The organism is Methanobrevibacter filiformis, from assembly GCF_001639265.1.
Lineage (GTDB): Archaea > Methanobacteriota > Methanobacteria > Methanobacteriales > Methanobacteriaceae > Methanacia > Methanacia filiformis.
Window position 1 is genome coordinate 1 of sequence record NZ_LWMT01000057.1, and the last position, 19,398, is coordinate 19,398.

The 19,398-nt window shown below is 27.2% G+C and carries 14 protein-coding genes and 1 pseudogene; 10 read left to right on the top strand and 5 right to left on the bottom strand.

The window, feature by feature from the left end:
* Nucleotides 1-479 precede the first annotated feature (479 nt).
* The 3 genes from MBFIL_RS02105 to MBFIL_RS02115 all read left to right on the top strand — a co-directional run bounded on the left by MBFIL_RS02105 (nucleotide 480) and on the right by MBFIL_RS02115 (nucleotide 3,349).
* Nucleotides 480-1,640 (top strand): TraB/GumN family protein, encoded by a 1,161-nt coding sequence (locus MBFIL_RS02105; protein ID WP_066971036.1) that lies wholly within the window; start codon nucleotides 480-482, stop codon nucleotides 1,638-1,640.
* 106 nt (nucleotides 1,641-1,746) lie between these two features.
* Entirely contained in the window at nucleotides 1,747-1,980 is a 234-nt protein-coding gene (locus MBFIL_RS02110; RefSeq protein ID WP_066971038.1) for a DUF1922 domain-containing protein, read from the top strand.
* Nucleotides 1,981-2,029: 49 nt separating this feature from the next.
* Nucleotides 2,030-3,349 carry a hemolysin family protein gene (locus MBFIL_RS02115; RefSeq protein WP_066971040.1) on the top strand — a complete coding sequence of 440 codons (1,320 nt, stop codon included), beginning with the start codon at nucleotides 2,030-2,032 and terminating at the stop codon, nucleotides 3,347-3,349.
* A gap of 509 nt (nucleotides 3,350-3,858) precedes the next feature.
* On the opposite strand, the gene MBFIL_RS02120 is transcribed toward MBFIL_RS02115, so the two are convergent.
* A complete protein-coding gene (locus tag MBFIL_RS02120; RefSeq protein ID WP_066971042.1) occupies nucleotides 3,859-7,521 on the bottom strand; it encodes a beta strand repeat-containing protein in 3,663 nt (1,220 codons plus the stop codon).
* Between the two features lie 1,840 nt (nucleotides 7,522-9,361).
* Here MBFIL_RS02120 and cfbB point away from each other — a divergent pair.
* The 7 genes and pseudogenes from cfbB (at nucleotide 9,362) to MBFIL_RS02150 (ending at nucleotide 16,048) form a co-directional block, all read left to right on the top strand.
* Entirely contained in the window at nucleotides 9,362-10,708 is a 1,347-nt protein-coding gene (gene cfbB, locus MBFIL_RS02125) for a Ni-sirohydrochlorin a,c-diamide synthase (RefSeq protein WP_066971045.1), read from the top strand.
* Between the two features lie 251 nt (nucleotides 10,709-10,959).
* A complete protein-coding gene (locus MBFIL_RS11050) occupies nucleotides 10,960-11,088 on the top strand; it encodes a hypothetical protein (protein WP_281192436.1) in 129 nt (42 codons plus the stop codon).
* A gap of 15 nt (nucleotides 11,089-11,103) precedes the next feature.
* Nucleotides 11,104-11,508: pseudogene (locus MBFIL_RS10060) on the top strand (NgoPII family restriction endonuclease); the annotation flags it as partial.
* Between the two features lie 3 nt (nucleotides 11,509-11,511).
* Nucleotides 11,512-12,486: a DNA cytosine methyltransferase gene (locus MBFIL_RS02135; RefSeq protein ID WP_066971049.1), complete on the top strand. Its 975-nt coding sequence runs from the start codon at nucleotides 11,512-11,514 to the stop codon at nucleotides 12,484-12,486.
* 58 nt (nucleotides 12,487-12,544) lie between these two features.
* Nucleotides 12,545-13,747, top strand: a complete 1,203-nt coding sequence (locus MBFIL_RS02140; RefSeq protein WP_245637442.1) for an oligosaccharide repeat unit polymerase family protein — start codon at nucleotides 12,545-12,547, stop codon at nucleotides 13,745-13,747.
* Between the two features lie 175 nt (nucleotides 13,748-13,922).
* A complete protein-coding gene (locus tag MBFIL_RS02145) occupies nucleotides 13,923-15,044 on the top strand; it encodes a hypothetical protein (RefSeq protein ID WP_066971050.1) in 1,122 nt (373 codons plus the stop codon).
* 173 nt (nucleotides 15,045-15,217) lie between these two features.
* Complete coding sequence (locus tag MBFIL_RS02150) at nucleotides 15,218-16,048, top strand: F420-dependent methylenetetrahydromethanopterin dehydrogenase (protein WP_066971052.1); 831 nt, start codon at nucleotides 15,218-15,220, stop codon at nucleotides 16,046-16,048.
* A 73-nt stretch (nucleotides 16,049-16,121) separates the two neighbouring features.
* Here MBFIL_RS02150 and MBFIL_RS02155 read toward each other — a convergent pair whose 3' ends face one another.
* From MBFIL_RS02155 to MBFIL_RS02170, 4 genes are all read right to left on the bottom strand, one after another.
* Nucleotides 16,122-16,535, bottom strand: coding sequence for an IS1096 element passenger TnpR family protein (locus MBFIL_RS02155; RefSeq protein ID WP_066971054.1), 414 nt, complete (start codon nucleotides 16,533-16,535; stop codon nucleotides 16,122-16,124).
* A gap of 459 nt (nucleotides 16,536-16,994) precedes the next feature.
* A complete protein-coding gene (gene hisB, locus MBFIL_RS02160; protein WP_066971056.1) occupies nucleotides 16,995-17,573 on the bottom strand; it encodes an imidazoleglycerol-phosphate dehydratase HisB in 579 nt (192 codons plus the stop codon).
* A 39-nt stretch (nucleotides 17,574-17,612) separates the two neighbouring features.
* Nucleotides 17,613-17,861 carry a 4Fe-4S binding protein gene (locus MBFIL_RS02165; RefSeq protein WP_066971058.1) on the bottom strand — a complete coding sequence of 83 codons (249 nt, stop codon included), beginning with the start codon at nucleotides 17,859-17,861 and terminating at the stop codon, nucleotides 17,613-17,615.
* A 239-nt stretch (nucleotides 17,862-18,100) separates the two neighbouring features.
* Complete coding sequence (locus tag MBFIL_RS02170; protein WP_084266264.1) at nucleotides 18,101-18,802, bottom strand: winged helix-turn-helix domain-containing protein; 702 nt, start codon at nucleotides 18,800-18,802, stop codon at nucleotides 18,101-18,103.
* Between the last annotated feature and the right edge of the window lie 596 nt (nucleotides 18,803-19,398).

The following is a 19,398-nucleotide window of genomic DNA, read 5'->3' on the forward strand; positions in this document are numbered from 1 at the left end:
TACCAAGACACCTGAAAAAAATATACAAGACAGAACAAGGAATAACAACCTATTTAGATCTTCAAAGAATAAAATGGGAGCAAGAAAGAGGAAAAATTATCTCAACCATGAAGTTTTTGACATAGCCCTATAATCCTATATTTGATATAATACAATAGCAAATTTTCTAATGTATACAATAGATTTATCTTCATTAGAAAATTTCAATGATATTTTTTGTTAAATATTTCTATTTCAAAATCTATACATTTATATGTTATTAAATACAAAAATAAAGTATTAAAATAAAAAATTAATAATCAATTTACTAATCAATTTACAGTATCAATATTAATTAAAATTATTATATGCTGCTGAATTTATAATTCTATTAACTATTTAATAATATGAATATAATTTAGTAATTGAATTAAAATATTAATTACAAGAAGGAATTACATATAGTAAAAAATCTTATTTTTTTGCGAGTGTTGTGAAAAATGAAAAGAGAATGTTTAACAATTATAGGAACTGCCCATGTTTCTCAAGAAAGTGTCGAAGAAGTAAAAAATGCAATATACGAGCAACAACCTGAAGTTGTAGCTATTGAATTAGATAGGGAGCGTTTTGAACGATTAATGAATGAAGAAGCAGGTATTGAAGAAGACGATGAAATATCAGTTACAGATATTATAAAAAACAACAAAGTAGGTCTTTTTGTTGCAAGTGGGATATTAACATATATTCAAGCTAAAATTGGTGATGACTTAGATGTTAAACCTGGTTCTGAAATGATAGCGGCTATTAAAGCAGCCCAGGAGGTTGGTTCAAGAATTGCATTAATTGATAGAAACATAAACATCACACTTCAAAGAGCTTTAAACAAAATGAGTTGGTGGGAAAAAGCTAAATTCATGTTCAGTGCAATATTTTCACTGTTTGCAAGTGGAGATGAAGTAGATGTTGAAGACTTGAAAAAACAGGATGTTATGGAAGAAGCAATGAAATATTTCGAAGATGCTTCTCCTAAAGCCTTTGAAGTGCTTGTTAAAGAAAGAGATGCTTATCTTGCTCAAGAAATTCTAGAAATCCCAGAAGATCATGTTATTGCAGTTGTTGGAGCAGGGCATGGACCTGGTATAACAAGATATCTCGATAATCCTGAGGATTTACCTTCAAAAGAAGAACTTACAGATCTTTCAAAAAAAAGTTTTCCTTGGCTTAAGATTGTTTTAGCCTTAATTCCAATATCCTTTGTTGTGATATTTTTTCTGGCTTTTTTAAAGGGTATTAAGATAGAATGGAACTTAATAGAGTTTTTAGCTATTGGATGTAGTGCAGCATTCATTGGCTCATTACTTTCAGGATCTAAAATCCAATCAGCTATTGTAGGATTCCTTGTAGCTCCTGTTACAATCATTCATCCATTGCTTGCGGCAGGATGGTTTTCAGGACTTACTGAGGCTAAATACAGAAAGGTTAGAAAGAGGGATATAGCTAATTTAAGCAAAATACACAGTTTAAGGGATTTATGGGAAAATAACATATTTAGAATATTACTTGTAGTTATAGGTACAAACCTTGGAGTAAGTGTTGCTACACTCATAATTTTACCTTCAAGGGTTTTTATACCATTATTTTTAAAGCTATTTGGTAGTTAATCAAAGTAAAATCAAATAATAATAGCTTTATAATTAAAATATAATTAAAAATACTAATAGATAACCAATCAAAATTATAATAGATAATCAACAGGAGATCAATCTAATGTATCTTATTTTCAGATGTGACTGTGGTAGAGCCTTATATAGTAAGGAAGGAGTGGTTACTCGAAAATGTGTTTGTGGAAAATCTTTGAAAGTTAAACAAAGGCGAATTTTCAAGAAAGTAGAAACTGCTGAAGATGCATCTGAGGCTGTTCGTCAAATGCAAGAAGAAAATTATGGTGGAGTTGATTTTAAAACAGCTGACACTATTAAATTTTATAGAAGGTTTTCATGATTATTTAAATAATCACAAATGTTCATTACTTTAAAAAAGGGAAAAATACATGTCAACAACTGTTTATTTACAAATATTGGCTCTTATAATTTTGATAATACTCAATGGAATATTATCAATGGCTGAAATGGCTATAGTATCATCGAGAAAGACTAAACTTCAAAAAATGGTTAATGATGGAAAGAAAAAAGCTAAAATAGCTATTGAACTTATTGAAGATCCTAATCAATTTTTATCAACAATACAAATTGGAATAACTCTCATTGGAATATTAACTGGTGCTGTTGGAGGATCAAGTATATCATACTTTTTAGGAGATTTCCTTAGTGTTTATACTCCATATGGTGATATAATAGCTATGTTGATCGTTGTTATACTTATAACCTATTTCACACTTGTTATTGGGGAATTAGTTCCAAAAAGAGTTTCTTTAAATAATCCAGAAAATATAGCTGTTAGAACAGCAAGAGCAATGCAGATACTTTCAAAAATCTGTGGACCACTTGTAACAATCCTTAGTAAAACAACAGATTTTGTACTCAAAATTATTGGCTCAAACAAAGTAAGAGAAAGTCTTGTAACAGAAGATGAAATTAAATTACTCATTGAAGAAGGAATTCAAGATGGAACTATTGAAAAAGAGGAAGAAGACATTATAAAAAGAGTTTTCCGTCTTGATGATCAGAAAGTAGACACTTTAATGACTCCCAGAACAGATATTATATGGATAGATTTAGATGATGGAGTAGAAGAGTTAAAACGAAAGGTTATTGATAGTGAAAGATCAATATTCCCAGTTGCAAAAGGGGAATTAGATGATCTTATTGGAGTTATTCAAACTAAAGATATATTGAGTTCTTTATTTATAGATAACAAACTAAACATTGAAGAATGTTTAAAACAACCATTAATTATTCCTGAAAATTTACCTTCTCTTAATATATTAAAACAATTTAAAGAAAACAAAGAATATGTGCATATGGCAATGGTTGTAGATGAGTATGGAAGTATTGAAGGATTAATTACATTAAATGATGTTCTTGAAGGAATTGTAGGTGATATTCCAGGTATAGATGAAAATGATGATCCAACAATAACTTTAAGAAGAGATGGAACTTGGTTAATTGATGGAAGCTTATCTATTGATAGGTTTAAAGAACAATTTGAATTAGAAGAAGACATGCCTCAAGAAAATGAAGACAACTACACTACACTTGCAGGCTTCATTTTAAGCTATATTGGAAAAGTCCCTGAAGAAGGAGAACAATTTCAGTGGAAAATCTTTGAATTTGAAATATTAGACATGGATGGACACCATATTGATAAAGTATTAGTTAAAGAATTAAAACAAAGCCAATTATTAGATTAAATTATTAATAAGTTAAATATAATATATTTAATTATATTTTCCTTAATTATAGTTTATTTAATTATATTTTCCTTAATTATAGTTTATTTAATTATATTTTCCTTAATTATAGTTTATTTAATTATATTTTTCTTAATTATATTTCATTACCTTGTTTTTATATTATTTTTCTTATTTTCTTATTTTTAATATTTAAAACATACTCCTAATTTTATAAAAATATTTATTACTAAAAATAATTATAAGTAATGTTTAAATAGTATTACTAATATCTATGCTATTAATAATAGATATATAGTAATACTTAATTAATTATTCATAATATTAATTATAATAGCTATTATAAAAATATTTTTATAAACTCAAATGGAGGTTTTTAATTGTTTAATAACGGATATAATCCATTAAGTGACTTTTTATTCCTAAAATACATGGCAGAATCTAACTGTACTGACCAATGGAAGAATAATAAATAAATAGGATAAAATATTTATTTTATTAAAAATAACTTATCTTCTTCTTTTAATTGAAGCTAAACCAAGTAAATTTAGAACTAATATAATAACTATTATTGGAATGCCTGTTTTCTTCATTGTACCATTAACTTTAGCTTTAATTGGATTTTTAGTTATTGTTTTAGTTGGAATAGTTATATTTGGATTGTTGTTATCAGGATTATCATTGTCTATAGTTACATCAGTATTGTTATCTGGTGTTTCATTAGTGTCATTGTATTTGAAATCTGTTTCATTTTCAATTGCATTAAATTCAGCACTATCATTGGTTTTGTTGTTAATATTGTTTTCTTTTGTGTTTACATTTGCGTTGTTGGTTATTGTTCCAGTTCCTGTGATTGTAACGTTAATTTGTAATGTTGCGTTGGTTCCAGCAGTTAAGTTACCGATTGTCCATTTTCCTGTTGTGTTGTTGTATGTTCCGATGGTTGCGGTTGCGTTGTTGTATTGTATTTTTGTGTGGTCTAGGTTGTCTGTTACGTATACGTCGGTTGCGTTGGTTGGTCCGTGGTTTATTATGGTTATTGTGTAGGTGATGTTGTCTCCTATGTGATTGTTTGTTGTTGCATTGGATGTTTTGATTATGGTTACGTTAACTTCGTTGCTAGCGTTAAATGTTTCTGTGTCATTGGTTTTGTTGTTGGTATTGTTTTCTTTTGTGTTTACTTTTGCGTTGTTGGTTATTGTTCCTGTTCCTGTGATTGTAACGTTAATTTGTAATGTTGCGTTGGTTCCAGCGGTTAGGTTTCCGATTGTCCATTTTCCTGTTGTGTGGTTGTATGTTCCGATGGTTGCGGTTGCGTTGTTGTATTGTATTTTTGTGTGGTCTAGGTTGTCTATTACGTATACGTCGGTTGCGTTGGTTGGTCCGTGGTTTATTATGGTTATTGTGTAGGTTATGTTGTCTCCTATGTGATTGTTTGTTGTTGCGTTGGATGTTTTGATTATGGTTACGTTAACTTCGTCTTTAGCGTTAAATGTTTCTGTGTCATTGGTTTTGTTGTTGGTATTGTTTTCTTTTGTGTTTACTTTTGCGGTGTTGGTTATTGTTCCTGTTCCTGTTATTGTGACGTTGATGTGTAGTGTTGCGTTGGTTCCAGCGGTTAGGTTTCCGATTGTCCATTTTCCTGTTGTGTGGTTGTATGTTCCGATGGTTGCGGTTGCGTTGTTGTATTGTATTTTTGTGTGGTCTAGGTTGTCTATTACGTATACTTCGGTTGCGTTGGTTGGGCCGTGGTTTATTATGGTTATTGTGTAGGTTATGTTGTCTCCTATGTGATTGTTTGTTGTTGCGTTGGATGTTTTGATTATGGTTACGTTAACTTCGTTGCTAGCGTTAATTGTTTCTGTGTCATTGGTTTTGTTGTTTGTGTTGTTTTCTTTTGTGTTTACTTTTGCGTTGTTGGTTATTGTTCCTGTTCCTGTGATTGTGACGTTGATGTGTAGTGTTGCGTTGTTTCCAGCGGTTAGGTTTCCGATTGTCCATTTTCCTGTTGTGTGGTTGTATGTTCCGATGGTTGCGGTTGCGTTGTTGTATTGTATTTTTGTGTGGTCTAGGTTGTCTATTACGTATACATCGGTTGCGTTGGTTGGTCCGTGGTTTATTATGGTTATTGTGTAGGTTATGTGGTCTCCTATGTAATTGGTTTGGCTTGCATTTGATGTTTTGATTATGGTTACATTAACATCTGTATCTTCAGTTACATTAAATGTAGTTGTGTCATTGGTTTTGTTATTGATATTATTTTCGTTTGTGGTTACATTTGCAGTGTTAGTTATTATTCCAAGGTCGGTTGTTGTGACATTTATGTATAATGTTGCATTGGTTCCAGCAGTTAAGGTGCCGATTGTCCATTTTCCTGTTGTGTGGTTGTATGTTCCTAAATTTGTATATGAGTTAATAAATTGTACTTTACTATGATCAAGGTTATCTATTACATACACATTAGTTGCATCGGTTACTCCAGTGTTTTGGATGGTTATTGTGTATGTTACATTGTCTCCAACATAATTTTTTGTTGTTGCATTTGAAATTTTAAGTATAGTTACATTTACAACACTAATTCCATTAATAATGAATATAACATTTTCATCATCAGATAAAGCATTTATTGAGTATAGGGTGTTAGAGTCTGTCATTAGTACATTTTGAGAAAGTGTGGTTATTCTAATATCTCCACTTGTACTGTTAATAACATTTGTACTGTTTCTAACAAGGACATCTACTATAAAGTAAGGTAATTTACTTTTGTCATTTGTAGCATTATTACTTAATGCTAAGTTATAAGATAGTGTTGCTATTGGACTACTAGTGTAATTCATTGTTTTGTTAGCTATTGTTTTCACTGTATTATTTAATGATAGTTCTAAAACATACCAGTTAGTTATTAGGTTAGTTACTGTGCTTGAAGCATTGTTTCCTAATGGGTTATTATTAGTTCCCCACCAGTTAAGATTTGCATTTCCTGAACCTGTAAAATAAAGACCATTACCACTGTTTGTAGCATTGTTTCTATAAAAACGGTTGTAATTTATTATATTATTGGTCCCACTACTATAAATTCCTCCTCCATATCTTGCTTTGTTTCCTACAAAATCAGATCCACTAATATTAATTCCTGAAACAGTGTTAATAATTGCTCCTCCATTACTTAGGGCAGTATTATTGGTGAAAATACAATCAAGTATATTGGCAGATGGGATTTGGTTTCTAATGGCTCCACCATTTGACCCTGCACTATTGTTTATGAAGATGGAATTTTTGACTGTGAAGTTCCTAAGATTAGGGTGATTGTTAATTGCACCACCAGTGTCTGTTGCTGTGTTATTTATAAAGCTACAATTATCTATTAAAATATGACTACCTTCTCTATTATCAAGTGCTCCTCCATGATTTACTTTGTTATTAAGGAAACTTGAATTAATAATACTTATTTTGCCTCCATCATGCATTATTCCTCCACCTGCTCCAGAATATGCACTAGTAACTACATTATTTTGGAATGTGGTATTTATGACTGTTGCAGTACCATAATTGTAAAGTCCGCCTCCACCAAATCCAGCATAATTATTATCGAAAATAGTGTTTTCAATAGCTATTGTTCCATATGATACAATAGCACCACCTCTAGCTTGCATCGATGAATTAGCTGTGTTTTTAGTAAATTTAACATCTTTAATGGTTAAATTTCCATAGTTGTAGATAGCTCCACCATTACTCTCTTTTCCATTTGTGAATGTCACATTTATTATTGTTACAGAGTATCCCTGGTTTATATTGAATGCTCTACCACTATTTTCCATATCAATTATAACATTATCTCTTGATTCTCCAATAATGCTCATATTTTTCCCTATAGCAATATTTTTATTTTTTGTTCCTTTATATGTTCCATTTTTAATGTATACTGTACCATTATTATTTACTGTAGAAATAGCATTGCTTAGTGTTGCTTTAGGCGTACTTACATCTCCTGAATCTGAATCTGATCCAGAAGTGGATACATATATATCTGATGCAGCACTAACACCTGTAATCGTCATTGATAATACAATTAGCATTAGTATGGACATAATAACAGTGTTCTTTTTATTATTATCAGTATTATGTTTCCTTTTATTATTCTCAGTATTATGTTTCCTTTTATTATTTTTCATCCTCATAGCTCCTTTTTAAAACTATCTATAAATATTTATAAATTTATTTTAAAATTATTTTATAAATATTTATAAATTTATTTTTTATATTTTATAATTTAATATTCATTAATGACTTTATTTATAATTTAATATTCATTAATGACTTTATTTATAATTTAATTTCATTAATGACTTTATTGTTATTTATCATTAATTTTAAGATTTCTAATTAAGTAAATTATTTTATTCCATTACTGACTACTATTTTAAGCTATTTTAAAACATTTATAATCTTTTTTTTATTTTCCATATTTCCAATTTTTTTATTTGTTGTTAAACTTTGAATTTAGATAATTTTAATTATTCAGTAACATGGGATTGTTTTAAGATTTTATTAATTCTTTAAATCTTTTATAAAAGTCCTTTAAAAGTATAATATGAGTTATAGGCAGAACAAAATTGTATATTATTGATATACATATTTCTTTTATTTTGTGAACTTGAATTCATTTTTAAATAAATTTATTTTCAAATTTAAAATGTGTATAATAAAATAAGTGTATATAATTATGTAATTTTAGCAATAATGAAGCAATAACTACTTTCCCGAGAATTGTTTATGTAAAATTTTTTAGATATTTCAAATATGAGTTTATTATTGTGATATATGGATAGTCAAAAAATTTTATTTCCATAAAATTTGAATTTTCAATGATAGTTTATTAGACAAATATTTAAAATTTACAATGATTTTGAAATGTTATTTTTAAATTTTCTTTAGTTATATTTTCACTTTTCACTTAATTTTTATAAGCTATTAATTATATAAGCTATTAATTATCATAGCAATGTATTTAGGATTTAATTAATAAATCATCTATCCTAAAACTTTATTTCATTACTTTCAAACAATTAATAATTATAATATGGTATATTATCATAAGTACTATATATAGCTTTTATTTAATATTTTCGTATATGAATATAATATAAAATTAATATACAATATATAAGAACAGCTATTTATTTTAGAAATAAAAGTCAAATTATAGTTTAAATTTATGAATATTTCACATGTTATTATTAATTAAAAATTTAGTTCCAATATAATAAAATTATATGATTAAAATCTTAAATAAAGGTTTAAAAATCAATAAATGCCTAATTTGAATCTATATTTAAAAATAATACATATTAATATCAATCACACGATTTTTTTATTATTAAATACTAATGTAATATGGGATATTTTCATTGTATATTTTTTTCTTGTGTATCAAAGGAATTTTATAATAGATATTAAAATAATATTTGATATAGCTATTTAAATCATTATTTAGATACGAGTATTTGAGTATTTGACAAAATTTATATCTATTGGATAATATTGTCTATCTTTTAAGGGATTATTTAATACTATTAATTAGAATATGCCTTTTATTTTTAATTTGATTATATTAAAATTAGTAATATATAAAAAATTAGTCCTTAAAGGTGGTTAAATATATTAAAAAGAAATATTTTTAAAATAATAGTTTTAAAATAAGAATTAATTAATGGTTTAAATTAAATAATCCATTGATATATGAGAAAATGTATGGCTTGCTTTTGGAGAATTTGAATAAAAATTTTAAGAATTAAACTATTCAAATAAATCCTGTTACTAAGACTTTTGTAATACTTTAAATAAATATCTTAATAATTATTAATAAGCTAGGATTAATTAATATTAATAAAAGCATTCCTTATATTTGAAATGGTTTATTTTTGGAAATAGCTTTTGATCAAACTTTTTTAAAAGTTTGTTTCATATAATTAATAACTCATTTTATATAAAAGTTCAATTAATTATATATTAATGAAAGTAGTATTAGCTGGAACTGGAAGTGCTGTTGGTAAAACAACAATATCCACAGGAATCATGAAAGCATTGTCTAAAAAAGATAGCGTACAACCATTTAAAGTAGGACCTGACTATATAGATCCTACATATCATACAATGGCCACAGGAAACACTTCAATAAATTTAGACTCATTTTTCATGAATGAAGATCAAATTAGAACATCATTTAACAATAGTTTAAAAAAATCAAACTCAAAAATAGGGATAATTGAAGGAGTTAGAGGGCTTTACGAAGGAATAAGTCCAATAAGTGATGTTGGAAACACTGCATCAATAGCAAAAGCATTAGATGCTCCAATTATTCTAATAATGGATGCTAGAAGTTTAGTTAAAAGTGCAGCAGCTATTGTTCTTGGATTTAAAACATTGGATCCAGAACTTAAAATTCAAGGTGTTATATTAAATAAGGTAAAAGGAAAAAAACATTATCTTAAAACAAAAGAGTCAATAGAAAAATTAACAGACACCAAAGTTTTAGGAGCTATTCCAAGAGATGATGAAATAGCTACAAAAGAAAGACACTTGGGTCTTGTTCCTGCACTTGAAAATGAACAAATAGCTATTAATATTGAGAGATGGGGGCAAATAACTGAAGAAAATATTGATTTGGATGCACTTAAAGTTATCATGAAGGAATCACCGAAAGTGAAGTCATCTGGAGAATTATGGAAAATAGCTAATAAAACTCCAGTTAAAATTGGGGTAGCTAAAGATGAAATATTCACATTCTACTACCATCAAAATCTACAAGCATTAGAAGATAATAATGCTAAAATAATACAATTTAGCCCATATAAAGACGAAAAAATCCCTGATGTTGACGCACTCTATATTGGTGGAGGTTATCCTGAAGTCTTTAAAAAAGAGTTGGAACAGAATCAATCTATGAGAAACAGTATAAAACAGTTTTACAACAATGATAATCCTATTTATGGTGAATGTGGAGGTTTAATTTACCTTTCAAAAACGATAGATCATATGAAAATGTGTGATGTTATTAATTATGATGCCATAATGACTCCAAAAGTCCAAGGTTTAAGCTATGTAATAGCTGAGGTCACTAAAGATAATTTAATAGCTAATAAGGGAGAAATAATTAAAGGTCACGAATTCCACTACACAAAACTCCTTAATGGAGAAAATGCTAATTTTTCTCTAAATATAACAAGAGGAACAGGAATCAGCAACTTCAAAGACGGTATAATATCAAAAAACACCCTAGCAAACTATTTACATGTCCATGCATGTGCACATAAAACATTTGCATATAACTTCACAAGAAATATTGCTGAGGAAAATTAAAAATCTCTTTATTAATCTTTATTAATATATCTTCGTAATGGAATGAATAACCTAAAAATATAAATTAAATTAATAATAAACAGGAATATAGTTAATATTTATCTAAATTTTTATTATAATTATTATTTATTGTTAGATAATATTATTACTGATATCTTGATTATTATTCATTGTTAGATAGTTATTATTAATAATTAATAATACTAAAGTTGCTATTTATTAATGATAAAAAGTATATTTCGAGGATTAAAATGGATACTAACATTCTTAAAGCTATTTTAAATATTAAAAATTTACAAGAAACAGATTTTGAAAAAATATATCCTCCTAAATCTGAATTAAGTAATGTTAATAGAATTTTATGTAATTGGGATAATTAAAAAAAACAGTTACAGAACATTTTCTTTGTTTATGGGGATATTTATGCTGCAAATCACGAAAGATATGATGAAATATTTAATTTAGTAAGAAATCCTCTTGAAAATTCAGAATTATCTCTTTCAAAAACCAATGAAATAGCTAGAATAAACAATGTTGATCCTTTAGGAATTACTTATTTGGGAGTTAGAGGGATGTGGGGGATTGAACATCCTCTTGATGTTTATAGTTACCTATTTAAAGAAGAATCAGATAAGGAATTTAGTATTTATGGATTAATGAGAAAAGGAAAGTATGATTCATTTTCAGATGAAGATAGAAAAATTATAGAAAATGATAAAGATATTTCTATTGAGGAAGTTAAGGTAAAAGACCCTAATAACCCTGCAAAGTTAATTGAATCAATTTTAATAAGGGGATGAACAATGAAAGTAGCATCATTTTTTTCAGGAGCTGGAGGTTTAGATTTAGGTTTTTCCAATGCAGGATATGAGTTTGTCTTTGCGAATGATAATTGGAAAGGATGTTGGGAGACTTTTGAGAGAAACCATGGTCTGAAAATAAATAGAAAATCTATTGAACACATTAAACCTCATGAAATACCAGATGTAGTAGGATTTGTTGGTGGTCCTCCTTGTCAAAGTTGGAGCTTAGCAGGAGCAATGAAAGGTATTAAAGATCCAAGGGGAGAAATGCTGTATCATTATCTTAGGCTTATTAAAGCTAAAAAACCATTATTCTTTTTAGCGGAAAATGTTCCAGGTTTAGTTTGTAAAACTCATTTTGATGAATTTACTAAATTTATTAATGCTCTTAAAGGTATAGGTTACAATCTTTCTTATCAAGTATTAAATGCAAGTGATTATGGAGTGCCTCAAGATAGAAAAAGAGTTTTTATTGTAGGTTTTAGTGAAAAGATTGATTCTGATTTTATTTTTCCAAAACCTCAAAGTGAGAAAATAAATCTAAAAGAAGCTATTGGAGATTTAAGAGAACCTTTACCTGCAAAAGACAAAAATAAAGCGAATCATCCAAAAGATTTAGAAATTCCTAACCATGAATACATGACTGGTGATTTTTCTTCAATGTATATGTCAAGAAACAGAGTTAGAAAATGGAATGAACCCTCATTTACAATACAGGCAGGAGGTCGGCATGCTCCTTGCCATCCTCAAGCAAGCCCCATGGTAAAAATAGAAAAAGATAAAAGGATATTTGATCCAAACTCTCCAAAACCTTATAGGAGACTTTCTGTAAGGGAATGTGCGAGAATTCAAACATTTCCAGATGATTTTATCTTTTATTATAATAACATAGGGGATGGTTACAAAATGATTGGTAATGCAGTGCCAGTGAAGTTATCTGAAGCTATTGCTACTAAAATTTTAGATTATATTTAATTAGGAAAAATAAATTCCCTTAAAACAATGTTAAAACAATTAAACAAGGAGTTAAAAATTGCAAAATAAAAAAATAGCTAATTATATAGATAAAATATCTAATATAGACATATTTCACCCATATATTTTAATTATTTTCACATTATTGTATTTAATAGTCAGTATTCCAGTTGTATACTTTACAAGTAAGTTACCTCATCCAACAATGAATGTTTATATTTATATGGCTATTGGTCTTATATTTTTAGTTCTTGGAGTTCAATTTAGTAAGTTAATAATAAAAAAAGGAGTAAATAAAGAGTTATTTAAAGATTTAAACACTAATTCAATAACTAGCAAATTTAAAATAGCTAAACTGAAATTAAAAGACCATTATGACTTAATTGAAAAATTACTTATAATCATGGTTTTAATTGGAATAGTTCTTCAAATAATTAATTTTACATTTTTAGGAGGAATTCCATTATTTAGTGGTCGTTTAAAGATTTATACTGCTACTAAATTATGGTTATTTTCATATATATTCTTTTTAATTGGAATTAATCTATTACTTGCAAAATATAATAGAAAAATCCATTATTTACTTCTTGTTATTGGTCTTGGATTATTTGCACTTACAGGTTATAGAACAACACCAATTGTAATTATTCTTAGTATTTTTATAACATTATTTTACACTAGAGACTTTAAAATCAAACATTATTTGGTGTTTACGTTAATAGCTATTTTTTTATTAATAGTTATTGGATTTATAGCTGTTAAATCAATACAATGGCAACATTGGGATATTGGGCCCTTAGAATTAATTTCTTATAGGGCAGGATTTACTTTAAACATTTTAGACAAAGCTATTCAAAGTCAAGGTGCAACTGGTGGGAACTTAGCTTACTATACTTTAACTGGTTTTTTTAATTCTGTTGATCCCAGAGTTCTTGTTGGTGGAACTGTAACTACTAAAGTCCATTCTCTAACCTCAACAATTTTTGGTCCAGCTATCTTAGACTTTGGATTGTTAGGTATGATTATTCAGATGTTTTCATTAGGATTTATATTAAAAACATTACATACTTTACAGAAACATTTTAAATATTATTTAACTGCATTCTATGGAATACTTTTAGCTCAAACAATAGTTTGGATTGAAACTGGACCAACAGATTTGGTTGTTTGGATATTTTATTTAATAGCTATTGTTTTAATGATTTACACAATAATTAAGAGTAATAAGGAAAATAAGGAAAAAAATCATAATACTAATTAGCTATTAAATTATTAAATATGACTTAATAATCACAATCATTTAATAGAAGTTCAACTATTAACATAGATAATAATAATGAAATTAAATTAATACAATTAATATAAAAGTTAATAAAACTGTTTTAATAATAAAAATTGAAACATAACTATTATTAACGAATTAAGTAGTTGATATAATGAAAATAGCTATTGCTTGTGAAATTGCACCTGCAAAAACATTGATTCCTATAATAAAAAGAATGAAAGACCTTGAGAAATTAGGGAAATTAAAATGGAATAAAAGTGAAATTATAGCTTTAACTCACACTGAAGGAGTTGAAAGCCTATTAAAGGGTTATGTGGATGATATATATCCAATAGGTAAAAGTAGGAGAGCAGGTGGGAAAAAAACAGGAAAAGCTAATCTATTTTACCTAATAGCTAAAGATATTATAAAAGCTATTAAAGGATTAAAAGGGAAAAAAATAGATCTTTTAATAAGTTGTGGAAATGCAGGAGATGTTAGAAAAAGTATAATTGCTGCAAAATTACTTAGAATCCCAGTAATACACATCGAACAAGATATATACAATCCAATAGAAGTAATAGCTTTTGCAAACATGATAACAGCACCATCTAAAAGTTATGAGCTATTTTTAAGAAATAGTTATGAGTTAGAAAATGTTAAAAACATTGAAGGATACCCAATGGTAACATACATTAAGGATACAGTAAAAGATGGAAATCTAAAAACAAAAGAAGAAGTTAAAAGTTTATATCTATCAGATCGGTTTGATGAGTATGTTCTAATAGTTTTAGGTGGGGATCTGAAAAAGGAAAGTATGGAAGAACTATTTAATACCATTAATAAAATCCCTCATCCAGTTGCAATTGCACCATATAGGTTTGATCGAGATTATCTAAATAAATTCATTTATAATGATAATATCATAATTTTAGACAATTACGTTGACATTTTAAGTTTGATAAAACATGCTAAATCAACAATCTATGGTGCAGGAATGGGTATGACACTGGAAGTCGGAGTTTTGGATGTTCCAGCCATAAAGATCAAAGGATTCCATAAAAACCAAGGAAGTAATGATCTTGCAAAAGAATTGAATATTCCAATTATAGAATCAGAAAATATTCCAGAAAAACTATTACATTTAACGAAACCTAGAGGCAATTTAATCGAAAATAGTGAAAAATCTATTGAGAATATAATAGACATTATTAATAATTACAATGACTTAGGTAAAGGAAGTGGATTTGGAAGTTTACTATCTATATCACGAGAAAGAAAAAAGGCTAATTAGTATAAATATTTAACATTGATTTTGTGAAGCAGTGTACTAATTAAAATTACACTTATCTCTTAAATAGTTAATGATTAAAATCAAAACAAAAATTATTTTATACTCTAAATTCTAAATCTAATAATACAGAATATATTAATATATTTTAAATATAAATATCTAAATGTGATAAAATGGTAGTTAAAATCGGAATAATCAAAAGCGGAAATATTGGTACTTCACCAGTATTAGACTTATTATTAGATGAAAGAGCAGACAGACCTAATATTGATGTAAGAGTCATAGGATCTGGAGCAAAAATGAACCCTGAACAAGTAGAAGAAGTTGTTCCTAAAGTTAAAGAATTTAACCCTGATTTTGCTATATTCATAAGCCCAAACCCTGGTGCACCAGGACCTGCTAAAGCAAGAGAACTATTATCTGGCTATGACATCCCTGCTGTAATAATTGGTGATGCTCCTGGAGCTTCAAAGAAAGATGAAATGAACGAACAAGGTTTAGGCTACATAATCGTTAAAGGAGACCCTATGATTGGTGCAAGAAGAGAACTTCTCGATCCAACAGAAATGGCTTCTTTCAATGCAGATGTTATTAAAGTATTATCATTAACTGGTGCTTACAGACTTGTTCAAACCGCTATTGACGGACTTATAGCTGATGTTGAAGCAGGAAAAGATTTAGAATTACCAAAAATCATATTAACTGCTGAAAAAGCTGCTGAAGCTGCAGGATTCGCTAATCCATATGCAAAAGCTAAAGCTATTGCAGCATACGAAGCTGCTTCCACAGTAGCTAATATTGACACTAAAGGTTGTTTCATGGTACGAGACGCTGAACAATACATACCTTTAGTTGCTGCAGCACACGAATTAATAGGCGTAGCTGCTAAATTAGCAACTGAAGCAAGAGACATAGAAAAATCAAACGATACTGTTCTTAGAACTCCTCACAACAAAGATGGAGCAATCGTAACTAAAACAGCTTTACTTGATAAACCAGCTTAATTTTAGTGGTTTAAACCCTTAATTGGGTTTATTATTTTTTCTTTTTTTTTTAAAAATAATATTAACATAACTTTTAAGATTTGCTTTTATAATTTTGTTTAAGTTTTCCAACAGATTCAATAATAGCTATTTTTTCATATTTATCAGTACTTTTTATTTCTTCAACAATTATATCAAATTCCCATTCCACTTTAAAATCATAAAGATATCTTATCCGCTGTCCTTTTCTGATTCCTGTTTCATTAAGGGTTATAGATGTTGAATCTTGATCTAAATCTGGATGAATATGATAGCTATAAGGTCCAAAGAAATCGTCATCTAAACTAAATGCATAGAGTTGGTCTTGTTCAAATTCAATAGATTCTAATATTGATTTACTTAAATCATCAAATGTATCTTCTCCAAATATTCTAATTCTTCTGATGACTTCTTCATTATCATTTTTGAACTGTATTTTAAGTTGATATGTTTTACTCTCATTTCCCATGTTATTCCTCCATCTATATGATTTATGATTATCATATGTCCCTCTTGCTAAATCATGTTATATTCCTTTTGATATATAAGTATTAACAAGAATTACATCAATAACTTGGGATATTTTTCAATAAAATTGGATAAAATTGGTTATTATACATTAATTACTATAAAATGTTATTCAATCTATGATAAATTCATGTTAGTTATATCAATACTAAGATAAAATACATTATTCAATTAAACAATTTTAAAAACTAGGAATGTTCTATTTAAGACATTGATTTCGCAAAACACTAAATTTAAAATTTAAAGAAAATCTTCGATTTTAAAAATTAAAAATAGAAAATTTTGCAAATTTTAATGATTTATATAATGGTTTATTAAAATTAACCCTAAAAAAGAATTTGAAAATGAAATTTAAAAAAGTAGATATGTATTATATATTAAACGATTGGGTGGTAAATAACTAAATAATTCCTTTAGTACTTGGAATGTTATTGTGTTCAATAAAAACTCCTTCTTTTAAAGATTTAGCAAAGGCTTTAAATAGTACTTCAGATTTGTGGTGATCATTTCCACCTTTAACTTCTCCGTTAATGTTTATTTTTCCTGTACTTGCAAATGATTCAAAGAAATGTGGAATAATTTCAGAAGTCATATCGCCGATTTTAGAATCATTAAACGATACATCTATTTTAGAATAGCTTCTTCCACTAATATCAATAGCTACAGTTGCAATTGAATCATCCATAGGTACAATTGCATGAGCCATACGTTTTATGCCTCTTTTATCACCAATAGCTATTAAAAAAGCTTCACCAAGAACTATTCCAATATCTTCAATTGTATGATGATCATCAATTTCAACATCTCCAATAGCTTTAACATCTAAATCAAATAAGCTGTGTTTTGAAAATGATTCAAGCATATGGTTAAAGAATCTAATGCCTGTATCAATATTATATATGCCAGCACCATCTAAATTAAGCTTAATTTTAATATCTGTTTCAGAGGTTTTTCTTGATACCTCAGCAATTCTCTCCATTATGATTCCTCCGTCCCTATTAAATTCACAATATCTTAATCAACTGAATAGGTCGTCTCCATGGACATGCTCATGTTTATGGACTTTTTTGTCTCCTGGACCATTTCTATCTACAAGTATTGCATCTTCTGGACATTTAGATGCACAAATTGTACAGACATGACAATATTCCAGATTATTTGCATGTGCAATTTTATCAACATGCCATATTATTTCTCCTTTTGGACAGGCATCAATACAGGTTCCACAGGCAGTGCATTTTTCAGGATCAACAAGTATTTGTAACATAAAACACCTTGTAATTAAATAATAAGTTAATAATAAATCAATAATAAGTTAAATTGATAATAAGTTAATAATAAATCAATAATAAGTTAAATTGATAATAAGTTAATAATAAATCAATATAAGTTAAATTGATAATAAGTTAATATTAAATCAATATAAGTTAAATTGATAATAAGTTAATAATAAATCAATAATAAGTTAATTAATGTAATATTTAATCATAACTTAATTTACAATAATTATATTTTCATTGTAGCTATTGAAGCTGCTTTAAAACCAGCAAAAACTTCTTTTCCTATAGATAATCTTAAGTCATCATAAGCAGATTTTGTAATATCACAGAAGATTTTCAAAACTCCCAAATCAATTTTAACTCTTATTATTTCTCCATGTAATGATATTTCATTTATAGTTCCTTTATATAAATTTCTAATACTTGATTCACATTCATTGATCATTATGAAAATATTATCATAGCTAACTAATGCTAAGATAGAGTTTCCTGCAGAATATTCTTCATTTAATGGTAAAGTTATATTCATTCCATTAATATCAATTAGCATGACTTTTTTTTCTTTATCAATTTTGGTAATAACTGCTTCGAATTCATTTACATTAGTATGAAGTTTCATTAAAGCATTTATTATTTTACATTGTTTTAATACTTCTTTACCTTCAGCAGTTAGTTTTGAACTTCCTCCTCCACCTTTACCTCCTTTTTTAGTGGAAACAAGCGAAATGTCTAAGGATTTTTCGATTTTATCTATATAATTAAGAGCACTTCTATAAGATATTTTAGTTAGTTTAGTAGCTGCTGTAATTGACCCACTTTGATTAATGGAGTTCAAAAGCTTGAATTTTTTATCATCCAAATGAAAACTATTATCATTATAAAATACTCTATATTCTGCTTCAGCTTTAACTTTAGCTTTATTTGTCATGTTTTTCTCTTCAATTAATTGTTTTTGTAATAACTCTCAATTACTTTATTAAGATTTTTTTAGTTAATCATTTTCTGAAATTTAACTTAATCAATTTATCTATGTTAAGTATATCTATAAAATATTTTCTTTATAAATGTTTGTCAATAATAGGTAAAATAATTTACTATAAATATCTAATGAATTCACTGATTATGAAATGATATTTAAAAATTAAATTAATTTTTAGAATATAAATATTTAGGAATAAATATTAAAAAATCAGAAAATGTGAATATAATTTAGATATGAATCTAATATTTCTAAGGCTATAGTGATAATATTTATAATAAATCTTAATTAATAGCATATATTTAATAAATTATATAAAAAATATACAATATATTTAGGAAATTATATTATAGTTAGTTTATATTATCTATTTTTAAACATTATTAAATTAAATTAGCAAAAAATATGAAAAATATTAAAATATAATTTATAAATAGTGGATTCAACTAATAAAATGAATTTTTTTAACTATATTGGGATATATTATACAAAAATAAGTATATAATAGAATTTTATATAATATATTTAATTTATACAATTACAAA